15 protein-coding genes, 1 tRNA gene, 1 other RNA gene and 1 pseudogene are annotated in these 19,374 nt (G+C 71.0%); 8 read left to right on the top strand and 10 right to left on the bottom strand.

The annotated features are described in order from the left end of the window. Positions 1-39: 39 nt before the first annotated feature. The 4 genes from ACFRFC_RS13355 to ffs all read right to left on the bottom strand — a co-directional run bounded on the left by ACFRFC_RS13355 (position 40) and on the right by ffs (position 6,753). Complete coding sequence (locus tag ACFRFC_RS13355; protein ID WP_383112616.1) at positions 40-2,436, bottom strand: hypothetical protein; 2,397 nt, start codon at positions 2,434-2,436, stop codon at positions 40-42. Positions 2,437-2,740: 304 nt separating this feature from the next. Continuing rightward, complete coding sequence (gene purD / locus ACFRFC_RS13350; protein WP_382682306.1) at positions 2,741-4,018, bottom strand: phosphoribosylamine--glycine ligase; 1,278 nt, start codon at positions 4,016-4,018, stop codon at positions 2,741-2,743. An 86-nt stretch (positions 4,019-4,104) separates the two neighbouring features. Continuing rightward, a complete protein-coding gene (locus tag ACFRFC_RS13345) occupies positions 4,105-6,528 on the bottom strand; it encodes a DNA polymerase III subunit gamma and tau (RefSeq protein ID WP_382682308.1) in 2,424 nt (807 codons plus the stop codon). A 126-nt stretch (positions 6,529-6,654) separates the two neighbouring features. After that, positions 6,655-6,753, bottom strand: an RNA gene (gene ffs / locus ACFRFC_RS13340) — signal recognition particle sRNA small type. 71 nt (positions 6,754-6,824) lie between these two features. On the opposite strand from ffs, the gene ACFRFC_RS13335 reads away from it, so the two are divergent. Next, positions 6,825-6,912, top strand: a tRNA-Ser gene (locus ACFRFC_RS13335). A 141-nt stretch (positions 6,913-7,053) separates the two neighbouring features. On the opposite strand, the gene ACFRFC_RS13330 is transcribed toward ACFRFC_RS13335, so the two are convergent. Further along, a complete protein-coding gene (locus ACFRFC_RS13330; RefSeq protein ID WP_382682310.1) occupies positions 7,054-7,437 on the bottom strand; it encodes an ATP-binding protein in 384 nt (127 codons plus the stop codon). A gap of 76 nt (positions 7,438-7,513) precedes the next feature. Here ACFRFC_RS13330 and ACFRFC_RS13325 point away from each other — a divergent pair. From ACFRFC_RS13325 to ACFRFC_RS13305, 5 genes and pseudogenes are all read left to right on the top strand, one after another. Next, a pseudogene (locus tag ACFRFC_RS13325) lies at positions 7,514-7,761 on the top strand (hypothetical protein); the annotation flags it as partial. 748 nt (positions 7,762-8,509) lie between these two features. Next, positions 8,510-9,277 carry a S1 family peptidase gene (locus ACFRFC_RS13320; protein WP_382682313.1) on the top strand — a complete coding sequence of 256 codons (768 nt, stop codon included), beginning with the start codon at positions 8,510-8,512 and terminating at the stop codon, positions 9,275-9,277. A 290-nt stretch (positions 9,278-9,567) separates the two neighbouring features. Continuing rightward, the gene (locus ACFRFC_RS13315; RefSeq protein WP_382682315.1) at positions 9,568-9,882 is read left to right on the top strand and encodes a hypothetical protein; all 315 of its coding nucleotides are present in this window, start codon (positions 9,568-9,570) and stop codon (positions 9,880-9,882) included. A 3-nt stretch (positions 9,883-9,885) separates the two neighbouring features. Next, on the top strand, positions 9,886-10,203 hold the full coding sequence (locus ACFRFC_RS13310) for a hypothetical protein (RefSeq protein ID WP_382682317.1): 318 nt from the start codon (positions 9,886-9,888) through the stop codon (positions 10,201-10,203). 425 nt (positions 10,204-10,628) lie between these two features. Continuing rightward, positions 10,629-11,120 (top strand): hypothetical protein, encoded by a 492-nt coding sequence (locus ACFRFC_RS13305; protein WP_382682320.1) that lies wholly within the window; start codon positions 10,629-10,631, stop codon positions 11,118-11,120. A gap of 218 nt (positions 11,121-11,338) precedes the next feature. Here the strand turns inward: ACFRFC_RS13305 and ACFRFC_RS13300 are convergent, their stop codons facing one another. The 3 genes from ACFRFC_RS13300 to ACFRFC_RS13290 form a co-directional block, all read right to left on the bottom strand. Further along, a complete protein-coding gene (locus ACFRFC_RS13300) occupies positions 11,339-13,141 on the bottom strand; it encodes a stealth family protein (protein WP_382682322.1) in 1,803 nt (600 codons plus the stop codon). A 14-nt stretch (positions 13,142-13,155) separates the two neighbouring features. Further along, positions 13,156-14,853, bottom strand: coding sequence for a stealth family protein (locus tag ACFRFC_RS13295; RefSeq protein WP_382682325.1), 1,698 nt, complete (start codon positions 14,851-14,853; stop codon positions 13,156-13,158). 219 nt (positions 14,854-15,072) lie between these two features. Next, positions 15,073-15,810, bottom strand: coding sequence for an SDR family oxidoreductase (locus ACFRFC_RS13290; RefSeq protein ID WP_382682327.1), 738 nt, complete (start codon positions 15,808-15,810; stop codon positions 15,073-15,075). 166 nt (positions 15,811-15,976) lie between these two features. Here ACFRFC_RS13290 and ACFRFC_RS13285 point away from each other — a divergent pair, with 166 nt between their 5' ends. Next, positions 15,977-16,423 carry an SRPBCC family protein gene (locus ACFRFC_RS13285; protein WP_382682329.1) on the top strand — a complete coding sequence of 149 codons (447 nt, stop codon included), beginning with the start codon at positions 15,977-15,979 and terminating at the stop codon, positions 16,421-16,423. 5 nt (positions 16,424-16,428) lie between these two features. Here ACFRFC_RS13285 and ACFRFC_RS13280 read toward each other — a convergent pair whose 3' ends face one another. Continuing rightward, a complete protein-coding gene (locus tag ACFRFC_RS13280; protein WP_382682331.1) occupies positions 16,429-17,100 on the bottom strand; it encodes a response regulator in 672 nt (223 codons plus the stop codon). After that, positions 17,097-18,374 (bottom strand): sensor histidine kinase, encoded by a 1,278-nt coding sequence (locus ACFRFC_RS13275; RefSeq protein ID WP_382682860.1) that lies wholly within the window; start codon positions 18,372-18,374, stop codon positions 17,097-17,099. Before ACFRFC_RS13275 ends, ACFRFC_RS13280 begins: the two co-directional genes overlap by 4 nt. A gap of 352 nt (positions 18,375-18,726) precedes the next feature. On the opposite strand from ACFRFC_RS13275, the gene ACFRFC_RS13270 reads away from it, so the two are divergent. Then, positions 18,727-19,353, top strand: coding sequence for a heme-binding protein (locus ACFRFC_RS13270; RefSeq protein ID WP_382682334.1), 627 nt, complete (start codon positions 18,727-18,729; stop codon positions 19,351-19,353). Positions 19,354-19,374: the final 21 nt, after the last annotated feature.

The following is a 19,374-nucleotide window of genomic DNA, read 5'->3' as shown; positions in this document are numbered from 1 at the left end:
TTGTGTGGGGTGGTGTGGTGTGGGGCGGAGTGAGGGGGGTCAGACCAGCCGGACGGGCTTCTCCGGGCGTATGCCCGTCTTGGTGAGCCAGCCACGCAGGGGGGCCGGGTCGCCGTGCTCCAGCAGGCTGAGGACCTTTGGGGTGAGGTCGGTCGAGCGCTCGCCGGCGACCATCAGGGACGGGCCGTCGAGCCAGTCCAGACCGGGCTTGGCACCGGCGGTGTCCATCGCGGCACAGCACACCATCGCGGTGACATGGTCGGCGAGCAGCTCGCGCGGGCTGCGGGGCGGCTGGAGGGGGAAGAGGGGCAGGGTGCCGTCGTCCCAGAGGTCGGCGCCAGGGAGGGACGCGGTGGCACGGGCGTCGGCGGCCTGGGCGGAGGTGGCGGCCTGGGCGGCCCGGGCAGCCTGGGCGGCCTGGGCGGCTTCCTCGCGGGCGAGTTCGCTGCTCAGGCGTTCGGCGAGGGTGGTGCTGCGGGCGGTGGTGGTGGGGATCAGGTCTTCTTCGGGGAAGGGGTCTTGGGTGGGGGGGAGGTCTTGGGCGGGGGGCGGGTCTTGGGGGGAGGGCGGGTCTTGGGATGGGGCGGGGGCCTGGGTGGAGAGGGGGTCTTGGGAGGGGGCGGCCTCGGGGGTGTTGGTGGGCGGGTGGGAGGGGGTGGCCTCGTCGGCAGGGGGGGCCAAGTCGGCGGGGGTGGTTGAGGGGGAGTGCGTGAGCGCAGGGGAGTCGGGGGCCGCTTGCGGGTCGCTGGTCGACGGGGAGTCGGGGGCCGCGTGCGGGTCGCCGGCCGACGGGGAGTCGCTGGTCGACGGGGAGTCGGGGACCGGCGGAGGGTCCGTGACCGGCTGGGGATCACTGGGCGTCTGGGGATCACTCGGCGTCTGGGAGTCACTGGGCGGCGGCGAGTCACTGAGCGGCGGCGAGTCCGTGGCCGTATGCGAATCGCTGGACGGCGATGAACCCGTGACCGGCGGGGAGCCCGTGGCCCCGTCGGCGGCCGTGGTGGTCCGGGAGCGGGAGTCGTCGGGCCGCTGGTCGGGGAGCGGCCCTTGGGTGGTGGGTGTGGCGGGGGTGGGCGACGGCTCGGGGCGAGGCCCGTGGGTGGGGGCGGCCTCCTGGCTGGGCGGCGGCTCGGGGAGCGGCCCATAGGTGGGGGCGGGTGCTGGCTCGGTGAGGTGGCTGAGCACGCGGTCCAGGGTGGGGGCGTCGGAGTGGGGGCCGCCGGTGCGGCGGACGCCGAGGGCGTCGAGGACGCGGTGGAGCCGGGCGGCGTCCGTACGCCATTTGCGGTCCACGACCTCGTCCGGGTACTCCTGCCAGTCCACCGGCGACCAGTCCGGGCCGGCCTCGGCGGGGCCGCCGTGGAAGAGGCGGGCGGCGAGGAGCGAGGTGGCCTCGTCGATCACGCCGGGCTCTTCGAGCAGATCGCAGGCGGGGCGCTCGCCGAGGCGGGAGGCGAAGCCCTCGGCCAGCCGGTCTCGGCGGGACAGCTCGGTGAGCGCGGCGACCACGCCCGCGTCCAGCCGGGACGGCCAGCGGCCCATCCGCCAGGCGGGCAGCGCGACCCGGGTGAGCAGCCGGTCCCAGCCCGCGTAGGCGAGGCCGACCTGTTCCTGGGCGACGATCCGCAGCCCGTAGTCCACGGCCTGGGCCCGCTCGGCCGCCGCGGCGGCGACCCCGCGCTCCATCTCGGCCGCGTGCACCCGGCAGCCGCGCAGCAGCATCCTGGCCACCGAGCCGATCCCGGCGAGCACCGCGCGGGAGACCGGATCGCGCCCGGCGGTGGCGGTGACGGCCACGGCGGCGTCCAGACCCCGGACGAAACGCCGGGCGGCGGCTATGTCGGGGTGCGCGGAGGGTCCCGTACCCGCGACGACCGGGGCGAGGACCGCGCGCAGCTCGCCGACGCGCATCCACCACAGGAACGGGGAGCCGATGACGAGGACGGGCGCGGCGGAACCGCGGCGGTGGGCGCGGCCGACGCCCGCGATCTCGTCGGCGTGGCCGGACGGGGGCGGGCCGCCCTGGGCCGGATGCGTACGGTCCTCCAGCCAGCTGTCGCAGTCCGGTGTGAGCGCTATGGCGGAGGGCGCCGGGACGTCGAGCCGGTCGGCGAGATCGCGCACCAGCCGGTAGAGGTCCGGGGCGGATTCCTCGGGGATGGCGACCGTCGGCGTCACGGCGGGGCGCGCGCGGGCGATGACCAGGGCGATGACCCCGGCCGCGGCGAGCACCAGGACGGCGAGCACCCCGGCGACCCAGCGGGCGATGTCCCAGCCCTCTCCGACGAACTGCCCGGTGGAGCCGCCGGCCAGCAGGATCACCGCGGCGGCGGCCGGCAGCAGGGCCACGGCCAGCGCACGGCTGCGCACCCGCAGTACGGCCAGCGCCCGGGCCCGCGCGCTCTGGGATCCTGTCTCCGCTCCGATGCCTGTCACGACCGGACCTCGCCCCCTCCCTGCCGTCCTGACGCTTTCCTGGCGTTGCTCACTCCCCCACTGTGGCACCCGCCACTGACATCGCAATGCCGGTGGGCCAAGTGCCGGAACGCTTGCGCCGCACCCTAGTTGGGGGTCGGGCCCCCGTCAGCCGGATGGGGGACCGGTCACTCGATGGAATGGCTTTGGGGAGAGGTGGATGACACAGGGCAAGGATCAGGCCCCGATTCCTGAGACGGAATCGGGGCCTGGGGGGTTCAGTGGGGCAGCACTGCTGGTCGGCACCGCTGCGGGGCCCTTCCGCTCAGGCCTGGGCCTGGGCCTGGGGTCGGGCTCCGGCCGCCGCGTCGGCCGCGATGTCCGTACGGTGCTGGGAGCCGTCGAGATGGATGCGGGCGAGGGCGCGGTAGGCGCGCTCGCGGGCCTCGGTGAGGTCGTCGCCGGTCGCGGTGACCGACAGGACCCGGCCACCGGCGCTGACGACGGCGTCACCGTCGCGCTGGGTACCGGCGTGCAGGACATAGGCGTACGGGGCGTCCTGGGCGGCGATCTCGTCGAGGCCGGTGATGGGGTCGCCGGTGCGCGGGGTGCCGGGGTAGTTGTGGGAGGCGACGACGACGGTGACGGCCGCGTCCTCGCTCCAGCGCAGGGGGGCCAGATCGGCGAGGGTGCCCTCGGCGGCGGCGTGCAGGACGCCGGCCAGCGGGGTCTTGAGGCGGGCGAGGACGACCTGGGTCTCGGGGTCGCCGAAGCGGGCGTTGAACTCGATGACCCGTACACCGCGCGAGGTGATCGCGAGCCCGGCGTACAGCAGGCCGGAGAACGGGGTGCCGCGGCGGCGCATCTCGTCCACGGTCGGCTGGAGCACGGTCTCCAGCACCTCCCGGACCAGCTTCGGGTCCGCCCAGGGCAGCGGGGAGTACGCGCCCATGCCGCCGGTGTTCGGGCCCGCGTCGCCGTCGAGGGCGCGCTTGAAGTCCTGGGCGGGCTGGAGCGGGATCACCGTCTCGCCGTCGGTGACGGCGAAGAGGGAGACCTCGGGTCCGTCGAGGAACTCCTCGATGACCACGCGCTCGCACGCGTTGGCGTGCGCCCGGGCGGCATCGAGGTCGGGGGTCACGACGACGCCCTTGCCCGCGGCGAGACCGTCGTCCTTGACGACGTACGGAGCCCCGAAGGCGTCGAGCGCCTCCTCGACCTCCTCGGGATTCGTACAAACGTACGAGCGACCCGTGGGTACTCCGGCCCCCGCCATCACATCCTTGGCGAACGCCTTGGAGCCTTCCAGCTGCGCGGCCTCCTTGGAGGGGCCGAAGACCGGGATCCCCGCCGCGCGCACGGCGTCGGCGACGCCCGCGACCAGCGGCGCCTCCGGTCCCACGATCACCAGCCCGGCACCGAGCCGCCCGGCCAGCGCGGCCACGGCCGCGCCGTCCAGCGCGGCCACCGGGTGCAGCTCGGCGACCTCGCCGATACCGGCGTTGCCGGGCGCGCAGTGCAGCGCGGTCACGGCGGGATCGAGGGACAGGGAGCGGCACAGGGCGTGTTCGCGGGCACCGCTGCCGATGACGAGGACCTTCACGGGGGTCAGCCTAGCCGCAGCGGGCGGGGGGTCTTTGTGAGGGTTGCCGAGGGGGTGGGGGTGGTGGGGTTGTTACTCGTCTTCTTCTACTCGTTGGTGAACTCGTCCAGCACTGTGGCCCCCAGCTCCCGCACGATCAGCTCCTGACCAGACAGGGCCGACTCGTCGAGATCGGGATCGTCGTCCTCCGGCATGTCGTCCTCGGGGGCGACGGGATCGGGGACGCGGGCGGGGGCGGGGGCGGCAGGTCTGGGGGCGGGCGGGTTGACGGAAGCGGCCGGGGCGGAGGCGGCTGCCGGCGGGGAGGGGGCCGTGGCCTGGGGGGAGGGCGGCGACTGTACGGCCGTAGCGCCACCGCCATAGCCACCGGCCGTACCGCCACCGCCGTAACCACTGGTGGGAGCGCCGCCGCCGTAGCCTCCGCTTCCGCCGCCACCGGAGAATCCGGAGCCGCCGGCACCGCCGGACCCGCCACCGCTGCCTCCACCGGTATTGCCACCGGCAGTGCCGCCGGAGAAGGCGGCGCCGCCCGATGGGCCGGAGCCGAAGGAGCCGCCGGAGGGGGGCGGGGCGGAGCCCCCGGACGGGTCGACGGACGCTTCGATCTTCCAGTTGACATTGAACTGCTCGACCAGGGCCTGCCGTAGTACGTCCTCGCTGCCACTGCCCGCGAAGTTGTCACGGGCGCCGGCGTTGACGAAGCCGAGTTGGAGGGTGGTGCCGTCGAAGCCGATGACCTGGGCGTTCTGGCTGAGGAGGATCCAGGTGAAACGGCGGCGGTTCTTGACCGCCTCCAGGATGTTCGGCCAGAGGACGCGGGGGTCGAGCCCGCCGGAGGGGGGCGGGCTCATCGGGGCGGGGGCGCTCGCGGGGGGTGGGGAGGGGGCGGCCGGGGATACGGGGGGCGCGGGGGATGCGGGGGTCGGGGAGCCCGTCGTAGGGCGGCCGCCACCGCCGGCGGGCGCGGCGGTGGGCCAGCCGCCGGGGCGACGGCCACCACCGCCGGCGGGCCAGGCGCCGGGGGCGGGGGGCGCGGCGTCGGCGGCGATGGCGGTGGGAGATCCGGCAGCCGGGCCACTGGCGGTACTGGCGATGTTGGAGGTATTGGAAGTACTGGGGCCAGGGTCGTAGCCACCACCGGCGTCGCTGTGACCCTCGTCGCTGGCGGGCCCGTCACCGCCCTGAGGCCGCACGGCGGCGCGCGCTGCGGCAGGCCCGCCACCGGGCGGAACGGGCGCAGCGGTCGGGGCGGGCATGGGCGAGGGCATCGGGGAAGCCGGGTAGCCATGGGAGTCGGGCCCGGGAACGTACCCCACGGCGGGCATCCCGGCGGGTCCGCCCCCGACGAACTGGACGCCGCGCTCCAGCTTGTCGAGGCGGGCCATGACGGAGCGCTCGTCGCCGTAGGCGGCGGGGAGCATGACGCGGGCGCAGATGAGTTCGAGCTGGAGGCGGGGGGAGGTGGCGCCGCGCATCTCGGTGAGACCTTCGTTGACGAGGTCGGCGGCGCGGCTCAGCTCGGCGGCGCCGAAGACGCCGGCCTGGGCCTGCATCCGCTCGATGACATCGACGGGCGCGTCGATGAGCCCCTTCTCGGCGGCGTCCGGGACGGCGGCGAGGATCACGAGGTCACGCAGGCGCTCCAGGAGGTCGGCGACGAACCGCCGAGGGTCGTTGCCCCCCTCGATGACACGGTCGACGATCTCGAAGGCGGCGGCGCCGTCGCCGGTGGCGAAGGATTCGACGACGGAGTCGAGGAGGGAGCCCTCGGTGTAGCCGAGGAGGGAGGTGGCCATGGCGTAGGTCACACCGTCGGGACCGGCGCCGGCGAGCAGCTGGTCCATGACGGACATGGAGTCACGCACGGACCCGGCGCCGGAACGCACGACGAGCGGAAGCACTCCATCCTCGACCGGAATGTCCTCTTTCTGGCACACCTCGCCGAGATACTCGCGCAGGGTGCCGGGCGGGACGAGCCGGAAGGGGTAGTGGTGGGTCCGCGACCGGATGGTCCCGATGACCTTCTCGGGCTCGGTGGTGGCGAAGATGAACTTCAGATGCTCGGGCGGCTCCTCGACGACCTTGAGCAGCGCGTTGAATCCGGCCGACGTGACCATGTGGGCCTCGTCGATGATGTAGATCTTGTACCGGCTGCCGGCGGGCCCGAAGAACGCCTTTTCGCGCAGGTCACGGGCGTCGTCCACACCACCGTGAGAGGCCGCGTCGATCTCGATGACGTCGATGGAACCGGGCCCGGTGCGGGCGAGATCCTGGCAGGACTGGCACTGCCCGCATGGGGTAGGCGTGGGCCCCTGCTCACAATTCAGGCACCGCGCCAGAATCCGGGCACTGGTCGTCTTGCCGCACCCGCGCGGCCCGCTGAACAGGTACGCGTGATTGACCCGGTTGTTCCGCAGCGCCTGCTGCAACGGGTCGGTGACATGCTCCTGCCCGATGACCTCGGCGAACGACTCCGGGCGATAACGGCGGTACAGCGCGAGAGACGACACGCATACGAGGTTATAGGCGCCCACTGACATCGGGCTCCGCCGTGGGGAGGGAGAGGGTGGGGAGAGCGGGGGCGGGGCCCCGGGGCCCGAGGCCCGGAGGTCCGGTGAACCGGAAGCTGGGGGCGAAACGTCAGCGCCCCCCACGCACCCGCCAGAGCCAACCTACCCTTGCTGCCTTCCGGCCCTGGGGGAGTTCAGTCAGATAGCGCCGCGTGAGGGGCTTCGCACAGGGTACCCGATGTGAGGTGCGGGAACGAGTTCGCGACCACTCCTCTCGGTCATGTAATGTTCCTGGCGGAGGATTCGCCTAGAGGCCTAGGGCGCACGCTTGGAAAGCGTGTTGGGTTCACACCCTCACGAGTTCGAATCTCGTATCCTCCGCCAGTGCCTCACCGGGCACGATGTTGAAGGGCCCCGCTGTTCGCAGCGGGGCCCTTCAACGTTGTCCGGCTCAGATTCCCGCCTGAGATGTGTCCGCCAGACAAACGACACTTGGCTTGTCGGACCAGGCGGGTTCTGTATCGGTTATGTCGGCCAGGCGTCGGCCATGGTGAAGGAGACAACCGTGCCGCCGAAGTGGCTGGGGCCGGAGTGCCAGGAGTCGGCGATGGCGTCGACGAGGAGGAGAGCGCGCCCGTGCGCGTCGTTCGCGTCCGGCCGGCGCAGTTGTACGTTCGCCGGGTAGCCGGGGTGCACCTCCACCCTGCGTGAGTCGCCTTCGCGGTACCAGGCCACCCGGACGTGCCACGGATCATCCGACCGGCCGTGGACGATGGCGTCGGTGGCCAGTTCCGAGAACTTCCGGAACCAGCGCCGGGCTCTGGGTACGGATTCCGGGATCGGGTGCAGGGTCATCGCCCCGAGTCGCGGTGAGTCCGGGCTGGGGTGGTTGTCGATGATGTAGATCATCCGTGCTCACTCCTTGCCGGTGCCGTCGCAGTCCAGGCACCGCCGCTTCGAGGTGGCACGGGCATGGTCGTTGAAGGTCCACGAAGCCGACATGGACCACGCGTTGAGCCGCAACGAGTTGGCCCGCGCGATCATGGCGACGGCGAGCCTGGACGAGGTGGAAGCCCTCAGTCGCGAGATCTGCGGGTACTCGGAGAGTGACTACGAGCGCAACAAGGCGGCGTGGCTCACGGACCAGCCGACGGGGAAACTGGACCCGGAGACGCTCTGCCCCGACTGGACCAGTTCGAGACCGAGGCCCGGTACCGCGGAGTCACACACACGCGACGCTCCCCTGTGGCGCATCACCACGACTGAGCCTGAGTAACAACCTTCTCCGCTGGTTCAAGGCGGCTCCCCCCGCGCGCCCCGGCCCCGGCCGGGCCTGCACCGCCGCTACGAACGCAAGGCCGACCACTTCCTGACCTTCACCAGCATGGCCTGCACTCCGATCTGCTACCGCAGACTTGCCAAATGAGATGACTTCTGTGCCGGACCCGTTCCTCTCACGCCGGAGGGCCATACACGACGGTCCGGAAAGCCCTCATCGAGGCACTGCAGAATGAAGACGCCCAACACGTGGTACCCCAGGTCGTTGATGGTCGTTGACGAGTTCACCCGGCGGATCTCTGAGGAGCCGGAACAGCTCCCGTTCTGACATCCATCCCTGACACAAACGACGATAGAAGAGGGCAGCCCTAGACAGTCGGCGACGGCCTTCAGCCCGCGATCCCGAGTGCTGTGAGGCCCCGAGGGTCGAACTCCTAAAACGGTGATCACTCCCAAAGCCGCTCAGTACGAGAGTGTGAAGCCAGCGGGCTGGTCGATATGGAACGCGGAGCCCGGAGCCGTCGGAGTCCAACCCTCGTTCAGGGCAGCCCGAATAGCCGAGGCTACGCCGGACGGCAGTACAGGTTCAGCCTCGCGCCCTATCCGACCAACTTCGCCGAAGCCCTGCTCGGCTGGCGGAGCGGAGCAGAGCGCGCAAGACTGGCTGAGGGGCACCCTGATCGGCGGGAGAGAAGGGCAAGCCATGTCTTTCGAACGTCTAAGAACTCTCAGAAATTCATTGCTTCTATTAGTCGTCGGCGGCCTGATCAGCGCAGGAATAACAGGCCTCGCCCCGCCCTCCGCCCAGGCGATAACCGGCGGCAATGCGGTCACCGACGCCTCTTTCAACTTCGTTGCCAAAGTCTCGTACGTCGGGGGGACCTTTTGCACCGGAACTCTCATCAAAACCAACTGGGTGCTCACTGCAGCCCATTGCGTGGGCGGTGTCACCAATCCCGGCGACATGACCGTGCGTGTCGGCACCAATCTCAAGGACACCGGCGGGCAAGTCAGGAAGGCCATCGCGCTCTACTCCTATCCCGGGTACACCGGCGGGCACAATGATATAGCTCTTCTGAAACTAGAATCTCCGGTGACCGACATCGCTCCGATCAGTTTGGCCGATACCAGCCAGAGCTACCGGTGGGACGGCCAACAGGGTGGTCCGTTCACGCACTACGACGACGGCGTCATTGCGGGATGGGGCCAGAACGGCGCCGGTCAGCTTCCCGCTCAGATGCAGTTCAAGGGCGTGTCCATTATGCCGGCCCAACCGGACGACGCAGGACTGAAATCGATCCCGACCAGCGGCGGCCCCTGTCCCGGCGACAGCGGAGGCCCGTTGATGGTTAGCATCGGCGGTGAACTCTTCCAGGTGGGCGTCATGAAAGGACAGAACTGCTCCACCGGCGCGAACTACAGCGAAGTGGGAGCCGGCTATCTGCAGAACTGGATCCTTAGCCACTTCTGATCGACCCCACTGATTAAGTCGTCGCTGTCCTATCGATCTTGATGAGCGTGTAGTTCGAGGTCGTCGACTCGGTGGGGTGCGGTCAGCCGGGGGCGAAGACGTAGTAGCGGTTGGGGGGTGCTTCCGCCCAGCAGAGACCAGCAGCGCTCAGGCCTCCGGTAGGCCATTCCAGTACATTTTACCGACGACTCCGTGCGCCTGCGGTATAAAGCAGTCTCCCTACCTAACCTTGCCGGTGAGCCACGATCGAACCCACACGCTGCAGACGACGGCGAATAGGAGACGAGAATATGTCCACTATCATCGGCCAAAACTGGCAGTGGTTCACAGTCCCCGGGGATAACACGTTCTACTTCCGTACTTTCAATTTTTCTGCACGCCCCACAGTTGCACGCGTATCACTATTTCAGGCATCCGGTTCAGGTAGTGCTATGACCGGGATCTTCAGATTCTCCGGCTTCGATGCCAACGGACAGTTTTTCACGCGTGACACACCGGGCCTACCTCCCATCATCAACGATGAGAAAGTAACCTCGGTAACCGTCTTCGCCTATGGCAATGGATCAATTGTTTCATCGTTGGCCGTCTGTGACACATGGGGTTAAATCATGGATTTCGGATCCACCATTCAGGAACGAGTTGAGTCCACCCAATGCTGCGTCGTATACGAGAAGACGAGCGGACAGATTCGGCTTGTCTATGAAACGGTGACGCTCGAAGGCGGCACACAGGAAACCGAGGACGAGTTCCGGCGCACTGTTCTGAATGCCCTACACCAACTGCCGCTCCAAGGAATCAGCCTCGACGTGGACGCTCATGACCTTTTGCTGCAGAGAGAGCTCTTGGAGCCGGGCATCGCGTATCGTGTCGACGTCGCCAAAAGATCACTCGTGCGTATCGACGGGGGCGCGGCAGCCGCTCCGTAACTGATCCACTCCGGCTACTCACAGCGGAATCTCGTATCCTCCGCCAGTGCCTCACCGGGCACGATGTCGAAGGGCCTCACCGTTCGCGGGGACGAGTGGCCGTAGATCGCTGATCAGTGCGGGTTCGGCCTGGTCGGGCTCCAGCACCTTGCGGTCAGCGGCCACCTGCACGGTCGTGGCCTGCACATGCCCGATCCCCATCCCGGTCCCGATCTCGCAGACACAACCGCGGCCTCAGCCGACCTGCAAGCACTTGCCGGGTGACGTTCGCCCCGCAGGAGTGTGCCTCCTCGGCACACCCCTGGTCCCCGGCCTCACCTGATCGCGGCCAGCAGATCTGCACCGTCGCCATGTACCGGTATCCATACGGGAGTTGCAGTTGGCGGAAGGGTACGTGCGGCGCGCGAACCTGCTTCGCTGACGGTATGGAAGTCGTTGCGACAAGCCTCATAGCCGTGCTGGGTACGCTGCTCGGCTCTGCCTTGACCCATCTGTTCCAGCGGCGCACCGCGCTGCGGACCGAGCGGTTCACCCGTGACGAGCAGTTGCGGCGGGAACGGATAGACGCCTATTGCGCCTACGCGGGTGCGCTGGCGAACTATCGGCGCGGTCAGCTGGACTTCTGGTTCGCCAGGCACGATCTCCGCTCTGGCGAGGAGGGTTCGGTGACTGAGCTGCGGCGGGAAACGGAGCGGTCGCGGACCGCGGCCATGGAGGCCATGTTCCGCTCCGAGTTGCTCACGCACTCGGCGGCGCTGGACGCGCTGGGGCGCGAGGCGCTCAAGGCGGCCGACCGGATCCACGGTGCGCGGTCGCGGGAGGAGCTGGAGTCGCTCCGGGACACCTCACGGTCCTTGATCTATGAGTTCGTCGCGGCCTCTCGGCTGCATATTCCAGGGCTGTACGTCGACCAGTAGTCCGGCGGACGGGGGTGCTCCCCTGTCGTCGGGACGGCCGAGAGCGCCGTGCGCGTCGGCAGTTCACCGTCCTGGAGGGTCGCCGCTCACGGAACGGCGACCCTCGACTGCGAAGCACACCTGCCCCACGTCCCTCAGCGTGCCCTGCCGTCGATGGCGGTGGACCCGTCACCGTTGGGGAACAGCGCCGTGACCTCGCGCCCGGCCCGGACCTGCGGTCAGTCGTGAGGCTGGGGCTCCTTGTGGAGGGGCTGGGACGAGACCGTTTCCGGCAGGTGGGTGCGCGGGGCCGTGGCCTCGTAGCGGCTGGGGAAAGGGTATTTGCGGGTCAGGAAGGTGTGGATCGCCGACTGGGCCGCTGCTCTGGACTCGGGTGGGGTGTCCACGTCGTTGAGGCAGAAGAAGTCGACGGCTTCGCCGGAGGTCAGGCGGGCCAGGCGGCGGGGCATGTCGGGGGTGCCCAACTGGACGTAGCGGAAGTGGTATTCCGCGGGGATGGCCCGGCCGGTGGCGATGGCCCAGTGGTGGTGGAGGGTGGAGGCGGGGGCCAGGTCGGTGGTGGAGCGGAAGCGGGAGTAGGAGGTGCGGTGGAGTTCCTCGATGCCGAGGGACTCCATTTCGCGCATCACCGAGAGGAGTTGGGGGTGGGGGGTGTGGAGGGATTTGTGGGTGATGTTGCGGCCGTGGTAGCGGCTGATCACCTCGCGGGTGTTCTTTCCCGCTGAGTTGGGGGCCGGTTCCAGGGGGTGGGGGGTGCCTACGCCCAGTTTGAGGGGGGAGAAGGGGATGCGGGCTATTCCGTTGCCGTGGAAGAAGTGTTCGGCGGTGACCGGGCGGTTGATGAAGACGTCGTCGTTGAAGTAGAGGTAGTGGTCCGACAGGCCGGGGATGTGGTGCAGGCGGCTTTCGATCGCGTGCGAGTTGAAGACGGGGAGGGCGTCCGGCGGGAGGATGTCGCGGTGGTCGATGACCGTCAGGCCGGGGGTCGCCGGGTCCAGCCAGGACGGGGTCTGGCCGTCGGTGACCAGATAGACGTGGCGGATGAAATCCGCGTACATCTCCAGTGAGCGCAGGGCGTACTTCAGCTCGTCGTGGCTCGTGTAGCGGGACGCGCCCGTCTCGCGCGCGGCGATCTCGCCCGCGGACCGGCTCTGGTGCGCCCGGCGTTTCGCGGCCAGCGCGGGATCGTCGCCGTCGACCCAGGTGTACACGGCGTCGACGGGGAAGAGCACGTCGTCGATGCCGGGCTCGGCGAACGGGGCGAACGTCGGCACACTGCGGCGGCGGCCCGGGACCGCGGCCGGGAGCTGCGCGGCCGGCGGGAGCACCTCCGAGACCGGGTTGCGGCGCGGGGCGACGAGCGCCGGGCCGAAGACGTCGGGCAGACGGCTGCCCGGCACGGTGAGCCAGGCCGGGTCGGTGCCGGGGGAGGTTGCCAGGTCGCGGCCGTGGCGCCAGAACTCTATGTCGCAGCCCGCCTCCAGGCCGCTGAGCAGCTGGCCCGCCGGGCCCAGCCGGATCACGCCGGTCCGCAGCACCGGGGCCCCGCGGAGCGGCTTCGGCAGCCGGCCGTCCGCCCACAGCACGGCCCGGGGCACCGAGCCGTCCTGGGCCACCTCGGCCACATAGACGGGGGTGCCCGCGAACCGCTGCGCCGCACGGGACAGGACGGTGGCCCGGTGCCGCTCCTCCACGCCGATGATCTGGCGGGGCGCCCCGCGGCCGTGCTCGGCGGGCACCAGGAAGTACGGGACGCCGATGGCCTCCAGCAGCGTGCACATCCGTTCGAGGTCGGCCTCGGCGGCGTCCGCCGCGGTGTAGGCGGCGACGGTACGGCCGTACAGGCGCGTCGGTCCGAAGGTGATCCGGCGCAGGCCGGGGACGGCGGCGCGCAGGCGGCGGCGGGACCGGGCGCGGCGCAGGGTCCACAGGCGGGACGACAGCCCGCGCCGCAGCCCGACCAGCAGGTCCCGGGTGGCTCGCAGGCCGGTCGGGGCCGCGAGATGCTGTCGGAAGTCCATGCCCCCGGCCCCCGTCAGTCGCGCTTCTCGAACGGGCTCGGGAAGGGGAAGTAGTCCTCCAGGAACTCGGCCATCCGTACGCTGACCTGCTCGCGCTCCTCCTGCGGTACGTCGACGTCGTTGAGGCAGAAGAAGTCGAAGCGGCGGTTGCGGCGCAGGTCCGTGAGGCGGCGCTCGGCGTCCGGGCGGCTGATGTTCACGTACCGGAAGCTGTAGCGGCCCGGTACGCCGCGGCCGGTCATCAGGGAGTACTGGTACAGGAGCGGGGCCGTCAGGGCGATGTCCTGCGGGGAGCGGAAGCGGGAGGCCGTGGTGCGGCGGATGTCCGCCGGGAAGGTCTCCTCCAGCGTGCGCAGGGTCTCGCGCTGCTGGGGCAGCGGGGTGTGCATGAAATTGTTCGTGGTCATCCGGCCGAACTTGTCGAACAGCAGCCGCCGTACGTTCTTGCTGGCGGAGTTGGTGGCGGTCTCCTCGGCGTGCGGCTTGCCGATGCCGATCTTCAGGGGGGAGACCGGGATCCTCATCAGACCGCTGCCGTGGAAGAAGTGCTCGGCGCTGACCGGGCGGCCCACGAACACGTCGTCGTTGAAGTAGAGGTAGTGGTCCGACAGGCCCGGGATGTGGTGCAGGCGGGTCTCGATCGCGTGCGAGTTGAAGACCGGCAGGACGTCCGCCGGGAAGATGTCCCGGTGGTCGACGACGGTGATGCCGGGGACGCTGTCGTCCAGCCAGTGGGGCTTCTGGCCGTCGGTGACCAGATAGATGTGGCGGATGAAACCGGCGTACATCGCGAGCGAGCGCAGCGAGTACTTCAGCTCGTCGTGGCTGGTGTAGCGGGAGGCGTTGGTCTCCTTGTCCAGGATCTCGGCGACGCCCCGGTCCTGGTAGCGGGCGCGCTTGGCGCGCATGGCCGGCTCCTCGCCGTCCACCCAGGTGTAGACGACGTCAACCGGGAAGGTCACGTCGTTGACGGTCGGCAGGGTCAGCGGGACGAAGCTCGGCAGCTCGCGGTCGCCGACGCGCACGGTGGTCGGCTTCTGGTCGGCGGCCGGCAGGACGTCCGTGAGGCCGTTGTTGCGGGGCGCGACGAGGGACTCGGCGAACACGTCCTCCGACGCCTGCGGCTGCACCTTGGCCAGCCGGCGCTCGCCCTCCTCGCCCGCGAGGAGCATCGCCCCGTCCTCCCAGAACTCCACGTCGCAGGCCAGCTCGAACCCGGCGAGCAGCTGCCCGGCGGGGCCGAGGTGGTTCTCGCCGATGCGCAGCACGGGCGCGGTGCGCAGCGGGGTCGGCAGGACGCCGTCCATGAACAGCGCCGGGTGCTTGAGCTTGCCGCCGGGCAGGGGGCGGCCGATGGACACCGCCTTGCCCGCGTTCTGCGCCTCCAGGGCGGTGAGGAAGCGCTCGCGGTCCACGGCGTTCACCCCGACGGTGTGCCGGGTGCGGGAGGCCGGGACCAGGAAGTACGCGATGCCCTCCTGCTCCAGGGCGGCGACGACCAGGGCGAGGTTGGCGGCGGCGGCCTCGACGGCGGTGAACCGGGTCACGACCCGGCCGTAGAGCTGCTGGCCGCGTACGGCCACGGGGCGGAGCACCGGGTCCGTGACCGCTGCCCTCCGGCGGCGCCGCATGGTACGCAGCTGCCACACCTTCTCGGACGCCTTCCGCTCAACTCGCGGTCGTATCCGGCGGGCGAAGGAACGGACGGTCACGTTCTGGGCTCCTCTTCATGTCCACCTGCACATCCCTGCCTTAGGCAGACGGACGCACGCGGCGGAAGGTTGTAGAAGTCTTCCTTGAGAATTAACTAGGAAAGAGTAGTTCGCATAGCCGAACGACAGGCGCGAATGCTAGGGCCTTATGCGGGCTGGGGGGTGTGATGGTTGTCACGAGTGACCGGCCCGCGCCTGGGCGGGGGCCCGCGCCTGTCATCAGCCGGTCCTCAGCCAGTCCTCGTACCGGGTCGCCGTCGTCTCGATGGTCTCGGGGCCCGTCAGAACGTCCGGCATCCCCGCGAACAGGCTCGCGTTCTCGTCCGTGACGACCGTGCGGCCGTCGGGGCGGGCCGTGAGGGTGATCTCGCCGAGGCGGTCGAGGCCGTGGATCTCCGGTCCCGCGATCTCGCGCACCCCGTTCGTGGGGGCGCCCTGGGCCGCCCGGGCCACCGCCGCCGCGACGTCCGCCGAGGCGATCGGGCGCAGGGGCAGGGACGGCAGCCGTACCCGTGTGCCCTCGGTCGCCATGTCCATCACCGGCGCGATGAACTCGTAGAACTGCGTCGCCCGCACGATGCTGTACGGCATCCCGCTGCCGCGCACCGCCCGCTCCTGGGCGACCTTCGCCAGGTAGTAGCCGTAGCCGGGCACCTGGTCCACGCCGACGATGGACAGGCCGACGTGATGGCGGACGCCCGCCTCGTGCTCGGCGGCGAACAGGTGCTGGGCCGACCGGGTGAAGAAGTCCAGCGCCGGTCCGTCCTCGAAGGACGGGGAGTTCGAGACGTCCACGACCACGTCGGCGTCCTTGAGCGCCTCGGGCAGGCCCGCTCCGGTGAGGGCGTTCACGCCGGTGGAGGGGGCGGCGGGGAGGGCCTCGTGGCCGTTCGCGCGCAGCAGCGCGACCACCTGCGAGCCGATGAGGCCCGTACCTCCGACAACCACGATCTTCATCGCTGTCTCCGTTCGCCGATGTTCGCCGATGTTCTCCGGGGTTCTCCGGTGTCTGCTGATGTTCGCTGATATCCGCTGAAGTCGTCCGATGTTGTTCGATGCGCGGATGCGTGATCCGCTCGGGGGCGTTTCGCTGGTCATATCGCCCTTTTAGGAGTGTGGTCCTGTGGCACGCAGCCGGCGATTGATCCTCACCGCGCCGGGCGACGTCTGGGCGCTGCTCGCCGACGGGCACCGGTACGGGGAGTGGGTCACCGGCACCCGGGCCGTGCTGGCCGTGGATCCGCGCTGGCCGCAGGTCGGGGCGCGGCTGCGGGTGCGGGTGGGGGCCGGGCCGCTGACCCTGGACGACAGCTGTGTCGTACGGATCTGTGAACCCGGACGGCGGCTGGAGCTGGAGGCGCGGGCCGATCCGTTCGGGGCCGCGCGGATCGCGATGCGGCTGCTGCCGTGGGGCGGGCACACCCTGTTCACCCTCGACTGGCATCCGCTGCGCGGGCCGGGCACCCGGATGCACGGGCTGCCGGTGGACTATCTCGTCGCCGTGCGCAACGGGATGATGCTCACCAAGTTCGCCCGGATCGCGGTAGGGGAGTCGCGTCCGGCGCGCTGAGGTCGTCAGCCCAGGAGGCGTCGTTCGTTCGCCGCCGCGACCGCGCCCGAACGGGTGTCCACGCCGAGTTTGTCGTAGATACGGCGGAGATGGGTCTTGACGGTGGCCTCGCTGATGAACAGGGCGCGGGCGATCTCGCGGTTGGGCAGGCCCTGGGCGAGGTGGGTGAGGATGTCGCGCTCGCGGGCCGTGAGGGTGGGGGCGGGGCTGCGCAGCTGGGCCATGACGCGGCCCGCGACCGGCGGGGACAGGGCCGTACGTCCCTCGGCCGCCGCGTGGATCGCCGCGAAGAGTTCGTCGGGGCCCTCCGCCTTGAGGAGGTAGCCCGTGGCGCCCGCCTCGATGGCGCGGGTGATGTCGGCGTCCGTGTCGTACGTCGTCAGGACCAGGACGTGCGGGCCGCCGGCCGGCGGACGGCCAGTCGGCGGACGGTCGGCCGGCGGACGGTCGGCGACCAGGCGTCGGGTGGTCTCCACGCCGTCCATGCCCTCGCCCAGTTGCAGATCCATCAGTACGACGTCCGGGCGCAGCTTGCGGGCCATCGCCAGCGCCTCCTCACCGGTGCCCGCCTCGCCGATCACCTCGATGTCCGGCGCGCTGCCCAGCAGGGCGAGCAGGCCCGCGCGGACGACCGCGTGGTCGTCGCAGAGGAGGATGCGGACGGGGGGCGCGGTCATCTGGGTTGTCCTTCGGGGGTGGGCGGGGCTGTGTGGGGCGGGGACGTGTGGGGCGGGGACGTGTGGGGCGGGGACGTGTGGGGCGGCCCTGTGTGCAGGGGGATCGACGCCGATACGACCGTGCCCTCGCCCGGCGCCGACTCCACCGTCAGCGTGCCGCCGAGCTGGCGCAGCCGGGCCCTGGACGCCGGGAGGCCGTGGCCGCGCGTCCGGCCCGAAGGCCGCTCGGCGCGGGTGTCGAAGCCGGCCCCGTCGTCCGCCACGTCCAGCACGATCTGGTCGTCCAGGCAGGTCAGGGTGACCGTGGCGGTACGGGCGTGGGCGTGTTCCCGTACGTTCGCCAGGGCGCCCTGGGCGATACGGAGCAGCGCCGCCTCCACGGGGGCCGGGATGGGGGCCGCCGGGGTGCCCTCGGTGTGCACGCGGACCGTGAGGCCGGTCCCCGCACCGGACCCTGACCCCGACCCCAGCCCACCTCCAGCCCCAGCCCCGGCCCCGGCCCCGGACTCCCGCTCCGCCACCGCCCGCAGCGCCGCCACCAGGCCGCCCGCCTCCGCCAGGTCGGCCGGGGTGAGGTCGTGCACGAAACGGCGGGCCTCGGCCAGATTGCTCTCGGCGATGGCCGCGGCGGTGTGGATGTGGCCGCGGGCGGTCGCCGCGTCGGTGTCCCACAGCCGGTCGGCCGCCTGGAGCAGCATCCGCTGGCTGGACAGGCCCTGGGCGAGCGTGTCGTGGATCTCCCCGGCCAGCCGTTCGCGCTCGGCGAGGGTGCCCTCGCGGCGCTCGGTGGCGGCCAGTTCCCGGCGGGTGCGGACCAGGTCGTCGATGAGGGCGCGCTGGCGGGCGGTCTGGCGTTCCATCGTGACGAAGACGGTGGTGGCGACGGCCGCCACGGCCGGGGGCGCCAGCAGGACGTTCGGATCCGGCCAGCCCGCCAGCTTCAGCTGGGCCGCGACCGTCAGCGCGGTGAGCAGACAGACCAGGGTCACGGCGGCGCGCAGCGGCAGGGTGCGCAGGCCGGTGTAGAACAACGGCACCGCGCACCAGGCGAAGCTCGGCGCGAGCACCACCAGCACCGCCCAGGCGGCCACCACCGCGCCCAGCCAGGTCACCCGGCGCAGGGTGAGCCGGGCGCCGAGGGCCGGGCCGAGCACGTACAGCGCTGCCAGCAGCACGGACAGGGCGATGACCAGCGGGGACAGCGGATCGCCGGGGTGGCGGGAGAGATAGCGGGCCAGGGACGCGCCGAGCAGCACGAAGAAGGCCGTGTGCATGACGAGGGTGAGGGGGGCGTGGGTGGTGTCGTCGTCCACGGTTCCCGGTGTCGCTTCCTTGAGGCCCTCTCCCTTGAGCGCCTCTCCCTGGAGTGCCTCCTCCTTGCGCGCCTCTCCCTTGGATGCCATCGCCTGGACCTCCCTCCGCCTTCGCCGCTCGCACCCGCCGCCGATCCGGGCAAACACCTCCATTCTTCCCTCCACCACCCCGGCCCCCTGTCATCCGAACGGACGACCCGGCCCTCCCCCGATCCGTACGGCGGCCCGAGCCGGTCCGGCGACGGGGACGGCCCGATCCCGACCCGAGGATCGAGGCATCACCCCGACGTACACCTCGGAAAGGTCACCCACCATGCAGCAGACCGCCAACCACCGCACCCGTACCCGTACCCGCATCCGCACCGCCGCCGCCTCCCGCCGCGCCCGGCTGTTCACCGGCGGTGCGGTCCTCGCCGTCGTGGTCGCGGGCGGCGCCGGTACGGTCGCCGCGAACGCCGCCGGTTCCGCCCCGGCCGGTGCCCCCGCCGCCGCGCCCGGGTCCCGCTCGGCCTCCGGTGACCCGGCGCGCGGCAACCTCACACAGTCCACCCACCTGACCGTCGACGCCGCGACCAAGGCCGCGCGGGCCGCGCTGGACGCCGCCGAGAAGGAGAACCAGCGGATCTCCGTGGCCGTCGTCGACCGCAGCGGCAACACCCTGGTCACCCTGCGCGGCGACGGCGCCGGCCCGCAGTCCTACGAGTCCGCCGAGCGCAAGGCGTTCACCGCCGTCTCCTGGAACGCCCCCACGTCCGAGCTGGTCAAGCGCCTGGAGCAGACGCCGAACCTCAAGGACATCCCCGGCACCCTGTTCCTCGGCGGCGGCGCCCCGGTCACCGCCAAGGGCGCCCCGATCGCGGGCATCGGCGTCGCGGGCGCCCCGTCGGGCGACCTGGACGAGAAGTTCGCGAAGGCGGGCGTCGCCGCGCTGAACCGCTGACGCCGGTCACCTCCGCTCCGG

Origin of the sequence: Streptomyces sp. NPDC056734, assembly GCF_042790455.1 — a bacterium.
GTDB lineage: Bacteria > Actinomycetota > Actinomycetes > Streptomycetales > Streptomycetaceae > Streptomyces.
Note: the sequence above shows the minus strand (reverse complement) of the source record. Positions and strands in the feature narration are given on the sequence as shown.